16 protein-coding genes are annotated in these 14,494 nt (G+C 70.4%); 9 read left to right on the top strand and 7 right to left on the bottom strand.

Features of this window, described 5'->3' with window-relative positions:
* The first annotated feature begins 9 nt into the window (after positions 1-9).
* The 6 genes from purU to IE290_RS04165 are packed head-to-tail and all read left to right on the top strand — an operon-like array spanning position 10 to position 5,952.
* The gene (gene purU, locus IE290_RS04190) at positions 10-942 is read left to right on the top strand and encodes a formyltetrahydrofolate deformylase (protein ID WP_191243144.1); all 933 of its coding nucleotides are present in this window, start codon (positions 10-12) and stop codon (positions 940-942) included.
* A 13-nt stretch (positions 943-955) separates the two neighbouring features.
* Positions 956-2,158, top strand: coding sequence for an FAD-dependent oxidoreductase (locus IE290_RS04185; RefSeq protein WP_191243143.1), 1,203 nt, complete (start codon positions 956-958; stop codon positions 2,156-2,158).
* Positions 2,155-3,171 (top strand): alpha/beta fold hydrolase, encoded by a 1,017-nt coding sequence (locus IE290_RS04180; RefSeq protein WP_229874143.1) that lies wholly within the window; start codon positions 2,155-2,157, stop codon positions 3,169-3,171. The genes IE290_RS04185 and IE290_RS04180 overlap by 4 nt, the downstream gene beginning before the upstream one ends.
* Positions 3,168-4,037 carry a bifunctional 5,10-methylenetetrahydrofolate dehydrogenase/5,10-methenyltetrahydrofolate cyclohydrolase gene (locus tag IE290_RS04175; RefSeq protein ID WP_191243142.1) on the top strand — a complete coding sequence of 290 codons (870 nt, stop codon included), beginning with the start codon at positions 3,168-3,170 and terminating at the stop codon, positions 4,035-4,037. Before IE290_RS04180 ends, IE290_RS04175 begins: the two co-directional genes overlap by 4 nt.
* Positions 4,034-4,915 (top strand): dioxygenase family protein, encoded by an 882-nt coding sequence (locus tag IE290_RS04170; protein WP_191243141.1) that lies wholly within the window; start codon positions 4,034-4,036, stop codon positions 4,913-4,915. Before IE290_RS04175 ends, IE290_RS04170 begins: the two co-directional genes overlap by 4 nt.
* Positions 4,912-5,952: a maleylacetate reductase gene (locus IE290_RS04165; RefSeq protein ID WP_191243140.1), complete on the top strand. Its 1,041-nt coding sequence runs from the start codon at positions 4,912-4,914 to the stop codon at positions 5,950-5,952. Before IE290_RS04170 ends, IE290_RS04165 begins: the two co-directional genes overlap by 4 nt.
* Before the next feature lie 8 nt (positions 5,953-5,960).
* Here the strand turns inward: IE290_RS04165 and IE290_RS04160 are convergent, their stop codons facing one another.
* Positions 5,961-6,794 (bottom strand): N-acyl homoserine lactonase family protein, encoded by an 834-nt coding sequence (locus IE290_RS04160; RefSeq protein ID WP_191243139.1) that lies wholly within the window; start codon positions 6,792-6,794, stop codon positions 5,961-5,963.
* 127 nt (positions 6,795-6,921) lie between these two features.
* Positions 6,922-8,214 (bottom strand): cytochrome P450, encoded by a 1,293-nt coding sequence (locus IE290_RS04155; protein WP_191243138.1) that lies wholly within the window; start codon positions 8,212-8,214, stop codon positions 6,922-6,924.
* Positions 8,215-8,399: 185 nt separating this feature from the next.
* Between IE290_RS04155 and IE290_RS04150 the strand changes: the two genes are divergently transcribed.
* Entirely contained in the window at positions 8,400-9,167 is a 768-nt protein-coding gene (locus IE290_RS04150; protein ID WP_191243137.1) for an SDR family NAD(P)-dependent oxidoreductase, read from the top strand.
* Between the two features lie 18 nt (positions 9,168-9,185).
* A complete protein-coding gene (locus tag IE290_RS04145) occupies positions 9,186-10,166 on the top strand; it encodes a PDR/VanB family oxidoreductase (protein WP_229874141.1) in 981 nt (326 codons plus the stop codon).
* A 99-nt stretch (positions 10,167-10,265) separates the two neighbouring features.
* Here the strand turns inward: IE290_RS04145 and IE290_RS04140 are convergent, their stop codons facing one another.
* Positions 10,266-11,255 (bottom strand): phosphotriesterase family protein, encoded by a 990-nt coding sequence (locus IE290_RS04140; RefSeq protein ID WP_191243136.1) that lies wholly within the window; start codon positions 11,253-11,255, stop codon positions 10,266-10,268.
* A 360-nt stretch (positions 11,256-11,615) separates the two neighbouring features.
* Here IE290_RS04140 and IE290_RS04135 point away from each other — a divergent pair, with 360 nt between their 5' ends.
* The gene (locus tag IE290_RS04135) at positions 11,616-12,332 is read left to right on the top strand and encodes a Crp/Fnr family transcriptional regulator (RefSeq protein WP_191243135.1); all 717 of its coding nucleotides are present in this window, start codon (positions 11,616-11,618) and stop codon (positions 12,330-12,332) included.
* A 1-nt stretch (position 12,333) separates the two neighbouring features.
* On the opposite strand, the gene IE290_RS04130 is transcribed toward IE290_RS04135, so the two are convergent.
* From IE290_RS04130 to IE290_RS04115, 4 genes are read right to left on the bottom strand one after another with little or no spacing between them, the layout of a single operon-like run.
* Positions 12,334-12,549 carry a VOC family protein gene (locus IE290_RS04130; protein WP_191243134.1) on the bottom strand — a complete coding sequence of 72 codons (216 nt, stop codon included), beginning with the start codon at positions 12,547-12,549 and terminating at the stop codon, positions 12,334-12,336.
* Positions 12,534-12,740 (bottom strand): VOC family protein, encoded by a 207-nt coding sequence (locus tag IE290_RS04125; RefSeq protein WP_191243133.1) that lies wholly within the window; start codon positions 12,738-12,740, stop codon positions 12,534-12,536. Before IE290_RS04125 ends, IE290_RS04130 begins: the two co-directional genes overlap by 16 nt.
* Before the next feature lie 10 nt (positions 12,741-12,750).
* Complete coding sequence (locus tag IE290_RS04120; protein ID WP_191243132.1) at positions 12,751-13,224, bottom strand: Zn-ribbon domain-containing OB-fold protein; 474 nt, start codon at positions 13,222-13,224, stop codon at positions 12,751-12,753.
* Between the two features lies 1 nt (position 13,225).
* A complete protein-coding gene (locus tag IE290_RS04115; protein WP_191243131.1) occupies positions 13,226-14,473 on the bottom strand; it encodes a thiolase C-terminal domain-containing protein in 1,248 nt (415 codons plus the stop codon).
* Positions 14,474-14,494 lie beyond the last annotated feature (21 nt).

The following is a 14,494-nucleotide window of genomic DNA, read 5'->3' as shown; positions in this document are numbered from 1 at the left end:
AGTACCACGATGCCGGCTCCCGCAGCCACCCGGGACACCACCCCGGCCGCCGCCACCGCTCCGCGGCGGCTACCCGCCGGTGTCCGCGACCAGGACCTCGGCCGCCTGCTGCTGCACTGCCCGGACCGTCCCGGGCTGGTGTCGGCGGTCAGCACGTTCCTCACCAGGGCGGGCGCGAACATCATCTCGCTCGACCAGCACACGACGGCGCCGGAGAACGGCACGTTCATGCAGCGGACCATCTTCCACCTGCCGGGGCTCGCGGCCGAACGGGAAGCGGTGGAACGCGAGTTCGCGCGAACCGTCGCCGGCGAGTTCGACATCGAGTTCCGGCTCACCGAGGCGGCCAAACCCAAGCGGGTGGCGATCATGGCCTCCAAAACCGACCATTGCCTGCTGGACCTGCTGTGGCGCAACCGGCGCGGTGAGCTGGACATGTCCGTGGTCATGGTGATCGCCAACCACCCGGACCTCGCCGACGACGTGCGGTCCTTCGGCGTGCCGTTCATCCACATCCCCGCCACCCGCGACAGCCGGGCCGAGGCCGAACAGCGCCAGCTCGAACTGTTGCGCGGCAACGTCGATCTCGTGGTACTGGCCCGCTACATGCAGATCATCACGCCGCACTTCCTCGCCGAGGTGGGCTGCCCGCTGATCAACATCCACCACTCGTTCCTGCCTGCGTTCATCGGCGCGGCGCCGTACAAGCGAGCGCGGGAACGGGGCGTGAAGCTGGTCGGCGCGACCGCGCACTACGTGACCGAGGACCTCGACGAGGGCCCCATCATCGAGCAGGACGTGGTGCGCGTGCACCACGGGCACAGCGTCGACGACTTGGTCCGGCTCGGCGCCGATGTCGAACGGGCCGTCCTGTCACGCGCGGTGCGGTGGCACTGCGAAGACCGCGTGGTGCGGCACGGCAACGAAACCATCGTCTTCTAGAAGGGCAACGAACGTGACGAAGGAACCCGCCGACGTGATCGTCGTCGGCGCCGGGCCGGTGGGACTGCTGACCGCTCTGGGGCTGAGCCAGGCCGGGCTGGACGTGACCGTGGTGGAGGCCGAACCCGCGCTGAACGACTCGCCGAGGGCGATCAGCTACCTGTGGTTCGTCTTCGACCTCCTCGACCGGCTCGGGATCATGTCCGACGTCGACAACGCCGGACTGCGCAGCACCACGGGGATGACACTGCGGGTGCTGCGGACCGGCGAACAGATCACGCTGAGCTTCGACGTGCTCGAGGACCTCACGCCCCGGCCCTACGTGATCGAGCTCGGTCAGGACCGGTTCGGCGCCATCGTCCTCGAACACCTGCTGGCGCGGCCCGGCGCCTCGGTGCACTGGAACACCCGGGTCACCGGCCTCACCCAGGACGACGACGAGGTGCGGCTCACCGCGGAGGGCCCGGACGGGCCACACGAGTACCGCTCGCGCTGGGTGGTCGGAGCCGACGGCGCGAGCAGTGCGATCCGCCAGGCGCTCGGGCTCGGCTACGCGGGCACGACCTGGCCGGAACGCTTCGTCGCCACCAACGTCCGCTACGACTTCGAGGCCTACGGTTACGCGCTGACCAACCTCGTCATCGACCCGGCGCTCGGCGCCGTCGTGGCGAAGATCGACGACACCGGGCTCTGGCGCGTCACCTACGCCGAGGACCTGGACCTGCCGGTCGAGTCCGTACTGGACCGCATGCCGGCCTACTTCGCGAAAACCCTGCCCGGTTCCCAGGAGTACGAACTGGTGCACCACTCGCCGTACCGCATGCACCAGCGTGCCGCCGAGACGTTCCGGGCCGGCCGCGTCCTGCTCGCCGGAGACGCCGCGCACGCGACGAACCCCACCGGCGGGCTCGGCCTGACCAGCGGCCTGCTCGATGCCGACGTGCTCTACCCCGCGCTGGCGGCGGTGATCCGGGGCGAGGCGCCCGAGCCGGTGCTCGACCGGTACAGCGACGACCGACGCCGAGCGTTCCTCGAGATCGCCTCGCCGCAGGCTTCCGAGCTCAAGCGCCTGGTCTACCACTCGACCGACCCGGACCGGCTGGAGAGCGACCTGGCCGGCCTCCGCGCGGTGGCCGCGGACGCCGCCAAACGCCGCGAGTCGCAGCTGGCGCTCGCGCGGCTCCGCACGCCCCAGCTCGTCCCGGTGACACCATGACCAGGACCGGCGAGAGCGCGATGCACGCGCCCTGGACGTTCACGCAGGCGCCGGTCACCTCGCGGCGCGGGTTCTTCTGGGTCACCGGCGACCGCGTCGCCGGTCCCGACGGTTCCCGGCTGGACTCGCCGATGTATGTCGAGTGGGAATCACCGGTCAACGCCCGGCCGGTCCCGGTCGTGCTGGTGCACGGCGGCGGGGGCCAGGGCACCGACTGGCTCGCGACACCGGACGGCCGCCCCGGCTGGGCCGGCTATCTGGTGCAGGACCGCTGGACCGTGTTCGTGGTCGACCGCCCGGGACACGGGCGGTCACCCCGTCCCGACGCGGCGACGGCTCCCGTGCCGCCGCTCGAAGGTGCCGCGGCGATCTTCGCTCCGGGAACCGACGAGGTCCACACGCAGTGGCCCGGCCCTGGGGGTGCCGGGGATCCCGCGGTGGCGCAGCTGGCCGCCGGTTTCACCGGGCTGCCGCGTGACCTGGCCGCGGCGCAGGCGCTCGAAGGCGCCCGGCTCGCCGAGTTGCTGGCCCAGACCGGGCCGGCCGTGCTGATCACGCACTCCGCGGGCGCGCCGGCCGGGTGGCTCGCCGCCGATGCCCGGCCCGACCTGGTGAAAGCCATCGTCGCGATCGAACCCGTGGGACCGCCGTTCGTCCGCATCCCCGAAGCCGGGCTCTCGCTGGACTGGGGCTTGACGGCCGCACCACTCACCTACGATCCCCCTGCCACGTCGGCCGGCGACCTCGACCCGCGGCGCCCGAGGGCGCTGCCGCGGCTCGCGAACTTGCCGGTCGCGGTCGTCGAGGCCGACGCGTCGCCGCTGGCCGCGGCGTGCCGACCGGTTGCGGAGCACCTTAACGGGGCCGGGGTCGCCGCGCAGCACCTGCGGCTCGCCGAGCACGGCGTCCACGGCAACGGTCACGGCATGATGGTGGAGCTGAACAACCGCGAGGTCCTCGATGTCGTGACCGGCTGGCTGGACACCGCACTGGCAGGTGACGACCAGCGATGACGGCACAGACGGCACGGATCATGGACGGCACGGTGTCCGCCCGGCGGGTGCGCTCCGAGGTCGCCACAGCGGTGGCGACCATGACACAAGACGGACATCCCGCGCCGGGGCTGGCCACGGTGCTCATCGGCGACGACCCGGCCTCGGAGGTCTACGTCCGGAACAAGCGGCGCGCCTGCAGCGCGGCCGGCATGCGCGACCTGCACCGCCACCTGCCCGGCGACATCGGCCAGGACGAGGTGGCGGCCGTCCTCGACGAACTGGCCGCGAATCCCGACGTGTCGGGGATCCTGCTCCAGCTTCCCGTCCCCGCGCACCTCGACGCCGAGGCGCTGCTCGCGCGCATCCCGGCCGCGAAGGACGTCGACGGCCTCACCCCGGCGAGCGCCGGCGCCCTGGCCCAGGGACGACCGGGCCTGCGGCCCTGCACCCCGGCCGGGGTGATCCGGCTCCTCCAGGACCACCAGGTAGCCCTCGCGGGCACCGAGGTGACCGTGGTCGGGCGGTCCGTCCTCGTGGGTAGGCCGATGGTGCAGCTGCTGACCGAGCAGGACGCGACCGTGACCCTCTGCCATTCCCGCACCAGGGACCTGGACCAGGTCTGCCGGCGAGCCGAGGTCCTCGTGGTCGCCGCCGGGGTCCCGGGCCTGATCGGCCCGGACGCGGTCCGTCCCGGAGCCACCGTGGTGGACGTCGGGATCCACCGCACCGAGCACGGGCTGCGCGGCGACGTCGACTACGACCGGGTGGCCGGGGTCGCCGGCCGGATCACCCCGGTTCCGGGCGGCGTCGGCCCGATGACCATCGCCATGCTGCTCGCCAACACCCTGCGGGCGGCCCGCATCCAGGCAGGACTACTCCCATGACAGCGAACAAGACCGAACTGTTCTCCGAAGCACGGTCCGCGGAGGTGGTCGAGGCCGCCTTCGCCGGCACCCCCGACCCACGCCTGCGGCAGATCGTGACCGCCTTGGTCCGGCACCTGCACGCCTTCGCCAAGGAGGTCGAACTGACCCTGGCCGAGCTGGACGCCGGCATCGAGTTCCTCACCCGCACCGGGCAGAAGTGCGACGAGGTCCGGCAGGAGTTCATCCTGCTCTCCGACGTGCTCGGCCTGTCGATGCTGGTGGACTCGATCGCCAACCGGGCCCCGGCCGGGGCGACCGAATCCACCGTGCTCGGCCCGTTCCACATGGTCGATTCACCGCCTCGGCAGCTCGGCGACACGATCTCGCTGGCTCCCGGTGGCGAACCGACGCTGGTGACGGGGCAGGTCCTGTCCGCCGACGGCGCGACACTCGGGGGCGCGCTCGTCGACGTCTGGCAGGCCGACGAGAAGGGCTTCTACGACGTCCAGGTTCCCGGTGAGGTGCCGGAGCGCAACCTGCGCGGCCTGTTCACCTGTGACCAGCACGGCCGGTTCGCCTTTCGCACGATCCTGCCCGCGCCCTACCCGATCCCCCACGACGGGCCGGTCGGTGCTCTGCTGGCCGCCACGGGCCGCCACCCGTACCGGCCCGCGCACATCCACTTCATCGCCGGCGCCGAGGGCCACGCGCCACTGACCACCCACGTCTTCGTGGCGGGTTCCCCCTACCTGGAGTCGGACGCGGTGTTCGGGGTCAAGGACAGCCTGGTGATCGACTTCCCGCTCACCGACGACGAAGAACTCGCCGCGGCCCATGGGCTCCCGGTGCCCTTCCACCACGCCCACGTGGAACTCCGGCTGCGGGCGGCGGGATGACCGCCTTCGTCCACCAGCAACGCGCGGCGCGCGTAGTCTTCGGCAGCGGCGCGATCGAGCGCCTCGCCGAGGAGGCTGACCGGACCGGCGCGCACCGGGTCGTGCTCATCACCAGCAGCCGCTACCACGATCGCGCCCGCTCGCTGCTCGGTAACCGGGTCGTCGCCACCATCACCGACCCGCCGATGCACGTGCCGAGGGCCGACGCCGAGTCAGTCCGGGAACAGGCGAGGGCCGCGGGGGCCGACGCCGCTGTCGCCGTGGGCGGCGGGTCGGCCATCGGCCTGGCGAAGGCGCTCGCCCTCCAGACCCACGTGCCCGTGCTCGCTGTGCCGACCACCTACGCCGGCTCCGAAATGACCCGCGTCTGGGGAATCACCGAGAACGGCGTCAAACGGACGGGCCGCGACCCGGTCGTCGCGCCCCGGTCGGTGGTCTACGATCCGGACCTGGTCGCCACCCTGCCACCGAAGCTGGCAGTGCCGAGCGCGTTCAACGCCGTCGCGCACGCCGTCGAAGCCCTCTACGCGCCGGACCGCACCCCGGTCACCGATCTCCTCGCCGCCGAAGCAGTGCGGCTGATCGCCGAAGCCCTGCCCGGGCTGTCCACCGGTTCCGGTGCGGACACCGCCCTACGCGGCGCGTGGCTGGCCGGAGTGTGTCTGGACAGCACGACGATGGGCTTGCACCACAAGCTGTGTCACGTCCTGGGCGGGACGCTCGGACTCCCCCACGCGGAGACGCACACAGTCGTGCTGCCGCACGCCCTGGCCTACAACGCCGCAGCCATCCCGGACGCCGTCCGGATCCTGCGGACCGCTCTTCCTGGCGGGCGGGCTCCAGCAGCAACCATGTCCGCGCTGGCGTACAGCACCGGTGCGCCCACCGCGTTGAGCCAACTCGGTATGACGGCATCCGATGTCGACATCGTCGTGCGGCACGTCCTCGCCGCCCCCTACGCGAATCCGGTGCCCGTGACCGAGTACGGGGTCCGTGCGCTCCTGGAGCGGGCCCTTCGCGGGGAGCCGCCGGCCTGACCCCCCGCTCACTCCCCGGCCCCGATGACCACGACGTGCTCGCCGAGGGTGCCGGGGAGCGGTGGGTACCGCTCCATCACTCTCGTCTCGTGCCCGGCGATCACCGCGCACACCTCTCCCGAGTCACGCAGGTCGCGCAGACGGTCCAGGCTGCCGTAGGCGTCCACGAGGTCGCACATGTGCCGGAAGGGCATGTCCCGGTCGAGCTCCTCGTCGAAGTGCACGGCATCCGAGGCCAGCAGAACCCGCCCCGCGGGAGTGTCGACCAAGAGCACCACCTGTCCCGGCGTGTGCCCGGGCAGCTCAGCGAGCGTGATGCCCGGCGCCACCACCACCTCGCCGTCGGTGAGCCGCAGCCGCCCCGACTTCTCGAGCACATCGAGGTGCCCGAGTTCGGCGGGCTCCGCCAAGGAGGCGAAGTGGTGGTGGCGAGCGCCCGGCCCGCGCCAGAACTCGAACTCCGCCCGCGCCATCAACACCGGCGCGTTCTCGAAGTAGTCCAGGTTCCCGGCGTGGTCGTAGTGCCCGTGGGACAGCACCACCGTCACGTCGGCGGCCGGCTCCACACCCAGTTGCCGCAGCGCCTCCGGCGGTTCCAGCAGGACGGTCCGGCCCCGGCGGATGGCCGCTTCGCGGGAGAACCCGGTGTCGAACACCACCGTCCGGGACTGGTTGCGGACAACCCAGAAGTAGTACCCGAGCGTGAACGGCCCGTCCGGTTCGCCGTAGTCCTCATAGTTGAGGAACACGTGGCTGCGCCGGGTGTTTAGCTCGCCGTGGCGGACCACAAGGATCTCGTAACGGTCATCCGCCACGTCCGGCGACTGCTGTCCTGAATGCATGACACTCCTCGACAGGCGACAGCGACTTCAGCACCGTGCCACGAACCGGACGGGCAGACCAGGCGTGATTTCACCTACCGCACTACGTGCCGGGCAGGGCCAGTCACGCGGCACCGATGATCACGGGTCACCCACGCACCGTCCAGCGGACGGGAAGGGTGTTCCGCAGCCGCATGAGGGTGGGGGCGAAGTCCGGGGCCACGTCCAGCCGCGCCTCGAGGCCAGGCAGCCGCGAGTACAGCTTTTCCATCGCGATCCGGGCTTCCGGGCGGACGAGCGGCGCGCCGAGGCAGAAGTGCCGTCCAGTGCCGAAATGCCTGCTGCCGGAAATGCCCGGCCGTTCGATGTCGAAGGCCAGCGGATCGGCGAACCGGTCGGGGTCGCCGTTGGCGGCCGCGAAGAGCACCATGATCTTGTCGCCGGCGCGCAGTGTCCGCCCGGCCAGCTCGGTGTCCCGCGTGACCACCCGGACGGCCTTGTCGCCCGGGCTCTCGCGGCGCAGGCCCTCCTCGACCACGGCGGGCCACAGGCCCGGGTCCGCGATCGCGGCGTCGCGCACGGCTGGCTCCCGGGTCAGCCGCAGGACCAGCGAACAGACCAGGTTCGACGTCGTGTCCGTGCCGGCCGCGACGATCCCGACCAGGTGCGCGAGGATCTCCTCAGTGGTCATCACCGGCCTGCCCTCGTCATCGGCGAGCGTGAGCATGGCGGTCACGAGATCTTGGCGCGGCTCCGCCCGCCGCTCCTCGACCAGGCCGGCGAAGTACCGGTAACCCTCCACGACCCCGGCGAACCGCGCCGCCACCTGCTCGTCGGTGAAACCGAGGAAACCCGCGTCCGCCGACGACGGGCCGAGGAGCATCGAGAAGTCGGTGACCATTCCGTGGAACCGCTCCAGGTCATCGACGTCCAGACCGATCATCGTGCCGACGACGCGCAACGAGAACCGCCGGGCGAACCGGTCCATCAGGTCGGCCTCGCCGAGCCCCGCGAAGGAGTCGATCAGCTCGTCGCAGATCTCCTCGATCCGCCCCGTCGTCCGGTCGACCTGGCGCTTGGTGAAGGTGCGCTGCGCCGACCGGCGCTGAACGTCGTGCGCCGGCGGGTCGGTGAAGACCAGCTGGTTCGCGAACAGCGTCCGGACGATCTCCTCGTCCTCAGTGGGCACGAGCTCCCTCAGGGCAGGGGTGAGCGGGGGGATCTGCAGCACCGCGGACGAGAAGGTCTCGTGGTCGTGCAGGATCCGGTCGATGTCGCGATAGCGCGTCGGAACCCAGACTCCCAGCTCGGGCAGATGGACGATCGGGGCGCGCTCCCGCACCGCCCCGAGGTAGGCGAGGGGGTCCGCGAGGTAGCCGGGTGAGAGGATGTTGAAACTCTCGACCTCCGGCTGCGTCAGTGAAGGGGGTGTCGAGGTCACGGTTCGTGCTCCTTCCGAGGCGTGCGCCAAGGCACGTAGTGGGACCGCCCGCGGCGGCCGTCCCCACCATCGGGACACCCGAGCCGGATCACCAAGGAACAATTGTCCCGAGCCTCGTACCGGCGTGGGATGCCATAGTCAGCACGGGATCAGGCAGGCATCCACTTCGGACAAAGGGTTGTTCCATGCGACGTTTCGAGGGTCAGCACGCGCTCGTCACCGGTGGAGCCAACGGCATAGGGTTCGCCTGCGCGACGAGGCTCGCCGAAGAGGGCGCCTCGGTCGGGATCGTCGACATCAACGCCGAGGCCGCCGGTGATGCCGCCCGCCGCCTCAGCGACAAGGGGCTGGACGTGCGCGCCTGTCCCGCCGACGTCACCGACCCGGCGCAGGTGTCCGCCGTTTTCGACGCGTTCGAATCCGACCACGGCAGCATCGAGGTGCTGGTCAACATGGCCGGCATCTTCCCGTCCGTCCCGTTCGCGGACATGACACTCGAGTCCTGGCGGTCGATCACCGCCGTGAACCTCGACGCGGTCTTCGTGACCTGCCACGACGTGCTTCCCCGGATGCGCCGGAACGGCTACGGGCGCATCGGGAACGCGTCGTCGGGCGTAGTCAAGACCGGCATGTTCTCCTCCGCCGCGTACATCTCGGCGAAGGCGGGTGTCGTCGGGCTAACCCGCTTCCTGGCTCGCGAAGGCGGGCCCGACGGCATCACGGTCAACACGATCATGCCGGGACCGATCGCCACCCCCCAGATCAAGAACATCATTCCGGCGGGGCAGACCGTCGAAGAAGCGATGGCCCCGCTGACGAGCCTGCAGTGCGTGCCCCGCCCTGGCCTGCCCGAGGACATCGCCGAGGGCGTCGCGTACGCGTGCAGCCCCGGTGCGGGTTTCTACACCGGGCAGGTCCTGTACATCGGTGGCGGCGACACCTTCACCGGCTGACGCCCGAAAGGAGTCGCCATGACCATCGCAGCGCTGGAAGGCGGTTCAGCCAGCATGACCGACAGGACCCGCACCCTCATCGTGGCCGCGCGCAGGCCGGTCAGCGCGGGTGTGGTGGAATTGCGCCTGCGCCCCGGCGATTCCGCGCCGCTCGATCCGTGGACGCCCGGCGCTCACGTCGACCTTATCCTCCCCGGCGACAGGGTGCGTCAATACTCGCTGTGCGGTTCGCCCGGGAACTCGGACGAATGGCGGATCGCCGTGCTGCGCGAGCCCGCGGGCCGCGGGGGGTCGTCGTGGATCCACGACCACCTGCGCGAGGGCGAGCGCGTCCGGGTACGCGGGCCGCGCAACCACTTTCCGCTGCTGCCCTTGCCCCGTTACGTCTTCCTGGCGGGCGGGATCGGGATCACCCCGATCCTGCCGATGATCGCCGCCGCGCAGGCGGCCGGCGCCGACTGGCACCTGCACTACGGCGGCCGCTCCCGCTCCACCATGGCGTTCCTGGGCTCCCTGGCGGACCACGGTGACCGGGTCACCCTGTGGCCGCAGGACGAGGTCGGGCTGATGGACCTGGAATCCGCGCTGCCCGCGTCGACGGCGGACACCCCGGTGTACTGCTGCGGTCCGGCCGGCCTGATCGAAGCGGTCGAGGCCCGGTGCGCCCAGCAGGACGGCCGGGCCCTGCACGTCGAACGGTTCACGGCGGCCGGCGCCGTGCCTGGGCAGGACGGCTCGTTCGACGTCGAGTGCCGGGCATCGGGGGTCACGGTCACCGTACCGGCGGGCACCTCCGTCCTCGACGCGCTGCGAGCCGCGGGCCTGCGGTTGCTGTCGTCGTGCGGCGAGGGCGTTTGCGGGACCTGCGAGACAGCCGTGCTCGATGGCGAGGTCGACCACAAGGACTCGATCCTCACCGAAGAGGAGCAGGCGGCCCACGACACGATGATGATTTGCGTGTCGCGGGCTCGCGGCGAGCGCATCGTCCTCGACCTCTGATCCCCCGCCACCCCGGGCGTGGCGCACCGCGTCTTCCGTGACCAGAACAGCGAAGGTGGAACCCGACCGGCGTCGATCCGGGCGGGTTCCACGGCTTCCTCAGTACGCTCCGCGCGCCGTCGTCTCGAACACCGCGCGGGGATTGTCCACCGTGAGGGCGCGGACCTGGGCCTCGGACACCCCGGCCGCCAGGAGCCGGGGCTCGACCACGTCGGTGAAATACGTCTTGCGGTAGAAGTCGCCCTGATACTCCTTGGGCATGAAGTCGACGAAACAGGCGTGATCGTGGGACACGACGATGCGATTCCCGTGGCCACGCGCGATCAGCTTCGCCATCAGCTCCACTTTGGTGTCCAGGTCGGCGAGCGGCAGCGCGAACGAGTCGAAGCCGACGAAGGAACCCTTGTCCAGCAGTTCCTCGACGTAACCGAGATCGCCGTCGGCTGTGCTGTCGACGTGCCCGATCACGACCCGGCTGAGGTCGACCCCCTCCTCCTCGAAGATCCGCTGCTGATCACGGCCGTTCTGCTTGACGCTCGTGTGCGTGGTGATCGGCACTCCGGTGCGCCGGTGAGCGGCGGCGACCGAGCGCAGGCAACGGAGCACGTCGTTGGTCAGTCCCGCGTGGCCGGTCGCCACCTTGAGGATCGACGCGCGCACCCCAGTCTCGCCGATGCCCTCCTCGATGTCCCTGACGAAGTAGTCGGTCATGGTCTCCGGGGCTTCGATGAACGATCCCGGCCCGAACAGGCGGAAGTAGGAAGGCAACTCGGCGAGCACGTAGATGCCGGTCGCCACGAGGATGTTCACCTCGGTTTCCCGGGCGACGCGGGCCACGCGAGCGACGTCCCGCCCGTGCCCGATGGCCGTCACGTCGGTGATCGTGCGGATCCCGGCGGCGGCAAGGGCGTTCAACTGCTCCACCGCGTTCGCCACGTGGTGGTCGACGTTGCCGAAGGTGTCGGGCCAGCTGATGTTCACCTCGTGGTCGCAGAGGAACACGTGCTCGTGCATGAGCGTCGGCCCCAGCCGGTCGGAGGAGACGACATCGCCGCGGGCGGTGGGGATGTCGACGCTGATGGATCCCATGGGCGCACCTTTGACTTCCACCCGCCCACCCGGGGCGGTGTGCTCGCACGTAGGCGGGCGAGAGGCGAGGACTGCGTGCCCTCGGACGCCCTCTCGCGACGCTGTATCAGGTTCGCCCACGGTACAGCTCGCTTCGCCGAGCCCCCAGGAACATTTGTGCCAGGCGCGCTGACTGGGCCGAGTCGAATGACGTAGGTCCGGTCGGCGATGCGACGGAGCGAGGAGCGGCGGTCGGACGCTTTGTCAGCGCCGCCGCACGGATTACTGTCACTTGAACACAGGTCCCATCATTCGTGTCGCCCGGGGACCGGAGCCAGTCCGGCCCGCGGGTACGCGACCTCAACGTCGAGGGGGCGCCGGATGTCAATGGCCATAGCGACGGAGTTTTCGTGCGCGATCGCGACCGCCTGGTCGAGGAGCCACTACCGCTGTCTGTCGGACAACGCCCGTCAACGTCTGCTGGCCTCGGCCGAGGAGGTCCACCTGGCGGCGGGCCGGCACCTGCCGGTCACACCCCGGTCGAGTCAGGCCGGCCTGGTGATCGATGGCTTGTTCCGGGTCTACGCGGGCTCCGGGGTACGCCAGGTCACGCTCCAGTACGCGGCCGAGGGCGACGCGTTCGGCGTTCCGGACCTCCGGCCATCGAGCAGCGGAGCAGGACTCTCGGCGGGAGGTCAGGCGGTTGTCGACTCGCATTTGCTCATGCTGAACCGTGACGAGCTGGCCGTCTTGCTGCGCACGGATCCGACCGTCTCCCGCGCGGTGATCGACGGGCTGCTGGTGGCACACGTGTCGAGCGTGTCCCTGCTGGCCGAAAACGTGCTTTCGCCGTTGCGCCGGCGGGTGGCCCGCCACCTACTGGACCTCGCGCTCCGGGAGAACGGCGCCGTCATGGTGCACGCGACGGTGCAGGACCTGGCCAACGCCACGGGTACGGTGCGTGAGGTTGTGACCCGCCTGCTGAAGGACCTCCGGACGGACGGGCTGGTCAGCAGGCGGGGCAGCGCCCTGGTGCTGCACGACCTCCGCCGGCTGCACCGGATCGCCCGGGGCGACGAGGACAACGTCTCCAAGTAGATCACTCCATCGCACGTGCCGGGGTGGTGAAGAACGTCGTGCAGTCCGCCCGCACGCGGAGCCCACCGTCCGCTTCGGCGCCCCTGGCCGTGAGCGCCGCGTGGGCGCGCTGGGCGTCCTCGACGTCGAAAGCGACGTGCTCGATCCGTGCCCGCTCACCGCCCAGCCGCGACTCCGGCCGGACGGGGTTCGCGTATTCGATCAGCTCGATCTGCACCGCTCCAACGGTGGCCCCGCGGCCCGTCGCGGGGCCAGGTCCACGACATCGCCGACGGTCAGCCCGAGCACGCCGCCGACGAAGGCGATGGCCTCGTCGAGGTCGTCGACGACGATGCCGACGTGGTGCATTCGCAACTCCCCGGGTGACGGGAAGGCGGTCGTGTTCGTGACGGTGTCCTGCCGGTCCACGGGCGGTTCCCTAGTTCCACTCTCGAACCGGGGCGAACAGCGGCAGGGTGTGGCCCGCCTGGTCCGAATCGCAGTACACGACCTCGACCTCGTCGCCGATCCGCGCGTCGTAAGGGTCACCCTTGGTGATCATCCGGCAGACGAAGAGCGGCCCCTCTTCGAGCTCGACGACGATGAGACCGTAGGGCACCTCGCCCGCGAACTGCGGATCCGTGACCTGGTGGACGATCACCCGCGCGAAGATCGTCCCCCGGCCGCTGCTCGGCGCCCACTCCATCTGGCCGGGCTCGGGAACGCCGCCGTGGTTGCGGCAGAGCGTGAGCGGCCAGTACCAGGTGCCGCACGCGGTGCACCGGCAGAGCTTGAAAACATGGTCCTTGAGGCCGTCCCAGAACACGATCTGGTCGGGATCGAGGTCCTCGAGGGGCTCGTGGATCCAGTCGCCCAGCCCGTACTCGGCCTGCACGCTCAGCCCGTCTCCCATCTCAGCCCTCCTCGTTGCCCAGGATCGTGCACCCGGTGATCGGGCACATGTAAGGCAGGACGAGCTCCGCGCCGTGCCCGTCGACCAGGGCGATCTCGGCGCCCGGCACCTGCCGCTCACCGCAGTTCCCGCGCAGTTGCCGGACCGCCTCGATCATGTTCCCCATGTCTCCACAGTGGAAGGCGGACAGCAGGCCGCCGTGGGTGTTCATCGGGATCGACCCGCCCGGCGCGGTAGCTCCGGACTCCATGAACGGGCCGCCCTCGCCCTTCTCACAGAACCCGTAGTCCTCGACGGTCATGATGACGTCGCCGGTGAAGCAGTCGTAGATCTCGGCGAGGTCGATGTCGTCGATCCCGATCCCGGCGGTGGCGAACGCCTTGTCCCGCGCGAACGCGGCGTCGGTGCGGGAGAAGTTGGTTTTGTCCCACCACGCCTCGCGGCCGCCGTCGCCCAGGCCCACGCCCTTGACGAATACCGGCTTCTGACGCAGGTCCTTGGCTCGCTCGGCCGAGGTGACGATGAAGGCACAGGCCACATCCGACACGACACAGTTGTCGTAAAGACGGTACGGGTGCACGACCCATCGTGAGGCGAGGTAGTCCTCCATCGTCAGCTCGCGGTCGTGGAAGCGCGCCTCCGGGTTGAGGTTCGCCCACTTCCGGTGGGCGATGGCCACCGCACCGAACTGCTCCTCCGTGGTGCCGAACTCGTGCATGTGCCGCGATGCGTAGAAGGCGTGGACCGCCGCGGCGCCCGGGGTGGCGGTCCAGCCCTGCTGCACCACACCACCGCCGTCCCGCGCGATGGAGAACTTCTTGTCGACCACGAACGTCCGGCCCTCCGCCGCTGCCCTGGCCGTGTTCTGCGCATCGGTCAGCCATGAGATTCCCAGTGAGACCGAGACGTAGTCGCAGTTGCCCGAGTCGATCGCACCCGCCGCGTACAGCAGGCTGTTGTGGGCGTTGGCCATACGCCCGAACGGCAACCAGAAGTGCGGAGCGAGGCCGGCCATCCGCGCTCCCGAGTCGGCTCCCTGCTGGGCACCCGCGTAGATCGAACCGTGGATGTCCGCCGGCTCGAGTCCCGCGTCTTCGATCGCGAGTTTGAGAGCCTGGGCCTCCATCATGTGGGCGCTGAGACCGCCACCGCCGGTGCGGGTGGTGGGCGAGATGCCCACCCCGACGATCGCCAGCTTGTCCCGGAACCCGCTCATCGCCTGCTCCCCCGCGCATTCCTCATCGAACACCCCTCCTCGCCACACGCGGCC

This window comes from Amycolatopsis deserti (assembly GCF_014653945.1).
Taxonomy (GTDB): domain Bacteria; phylum Actinomycetota; class Actinomycetes; order Mycobacteriales; family Pseudonocardiaceae; genus Amycolatopsis_E; species Amycolatopsis_E deserti.
This window is presented reverse-complemented; position numbering and strand designations above follow the sequence as displayed.

What these genes read in the sequence shown, in the direction of transcription:
- purU (WP_191243144.1), top strand. Translation starts at nt 10, where the DNA reads ATGCCGGCTCCCGCAGCCACCCGGGACACCACCCCGGCCGCCGCCACC.
- IE290_RS04180 (WP_229874143.1), top strand. Translation starts at nt 2,155, where the DNA reads ATGACCAGGACCGGCGAGAGCGCGATGCACGCGCCCTGGACGTTCACG.
- IE290_RS04175 (WP_191243142.1), top strand. Translation starts at nt 3,168, where the DNA reads ATGACGGCACAGACGGCACGGATCATGGACGGCACGGTGTCCGCCCGG.
- IE290_RS04170 (WP_191243141.1), top strand. Translation starts at nt 4,034, where the DNA reads ATGACAGCGAACAAGACCGAACTGTTCTCCGAAGCACGGTCCGCGGAG.
- IE290_RS04165 (WP_191243140.1), top strand. Translation starts at nt 4,912, where the DNA reads ATGACCGCCTTCGTCCACCAGCAACGCGCGGCGCGCGTAGTCTTCGGC.
- IE290_RS04160 (WP_191243139.1), bottom strand. Translation starts at nt 6,794, where the DNA reads ATGCATTCAGGACAGCAGTCGCCGGACGTGGCGGATGACCGTTACGAG.
- IE290_RS04150 (WP_191243137.1), top strand. Translation starts at nt 8,400, where the DNA reads ATGCGACGTTTCGAGGGTCAGCACGCGCTCGTCACCGGTGGAGCCAAC.
- IE290_RS04145 (WP_229874141.1), top strand. Translation starts at nt 9,186, where the DNA reads ATGACCATCGCAGCGCTGGAAGGCGGTTCAGCCAGCATGACCGACAGG.
- IE290_RS04140 (WP_191243136.1), bottom strand. Translation starts at nt 11,255, where the DNA reads ATGGGATCCATCAGCGTCGACATCCCCACCGCCCGCGGCGATGTCGTC.
- IE290_RS04135 (WP_191243135.1), top strand. Translation starts at nt 11,616, where the DNA reads ATGTCAATGGCCATAGCGACGGAGTTTTCGTGCGCGATCGCGACCGCC.
- IE290_RS04120 (WP_191243132.1), bottom strand. Translation starts at nt 13,224, where the DNA reads ATGGGAGACGGGCTGAGCGTGCAGGCCGAGTACGGGCTGGGCGACTGG.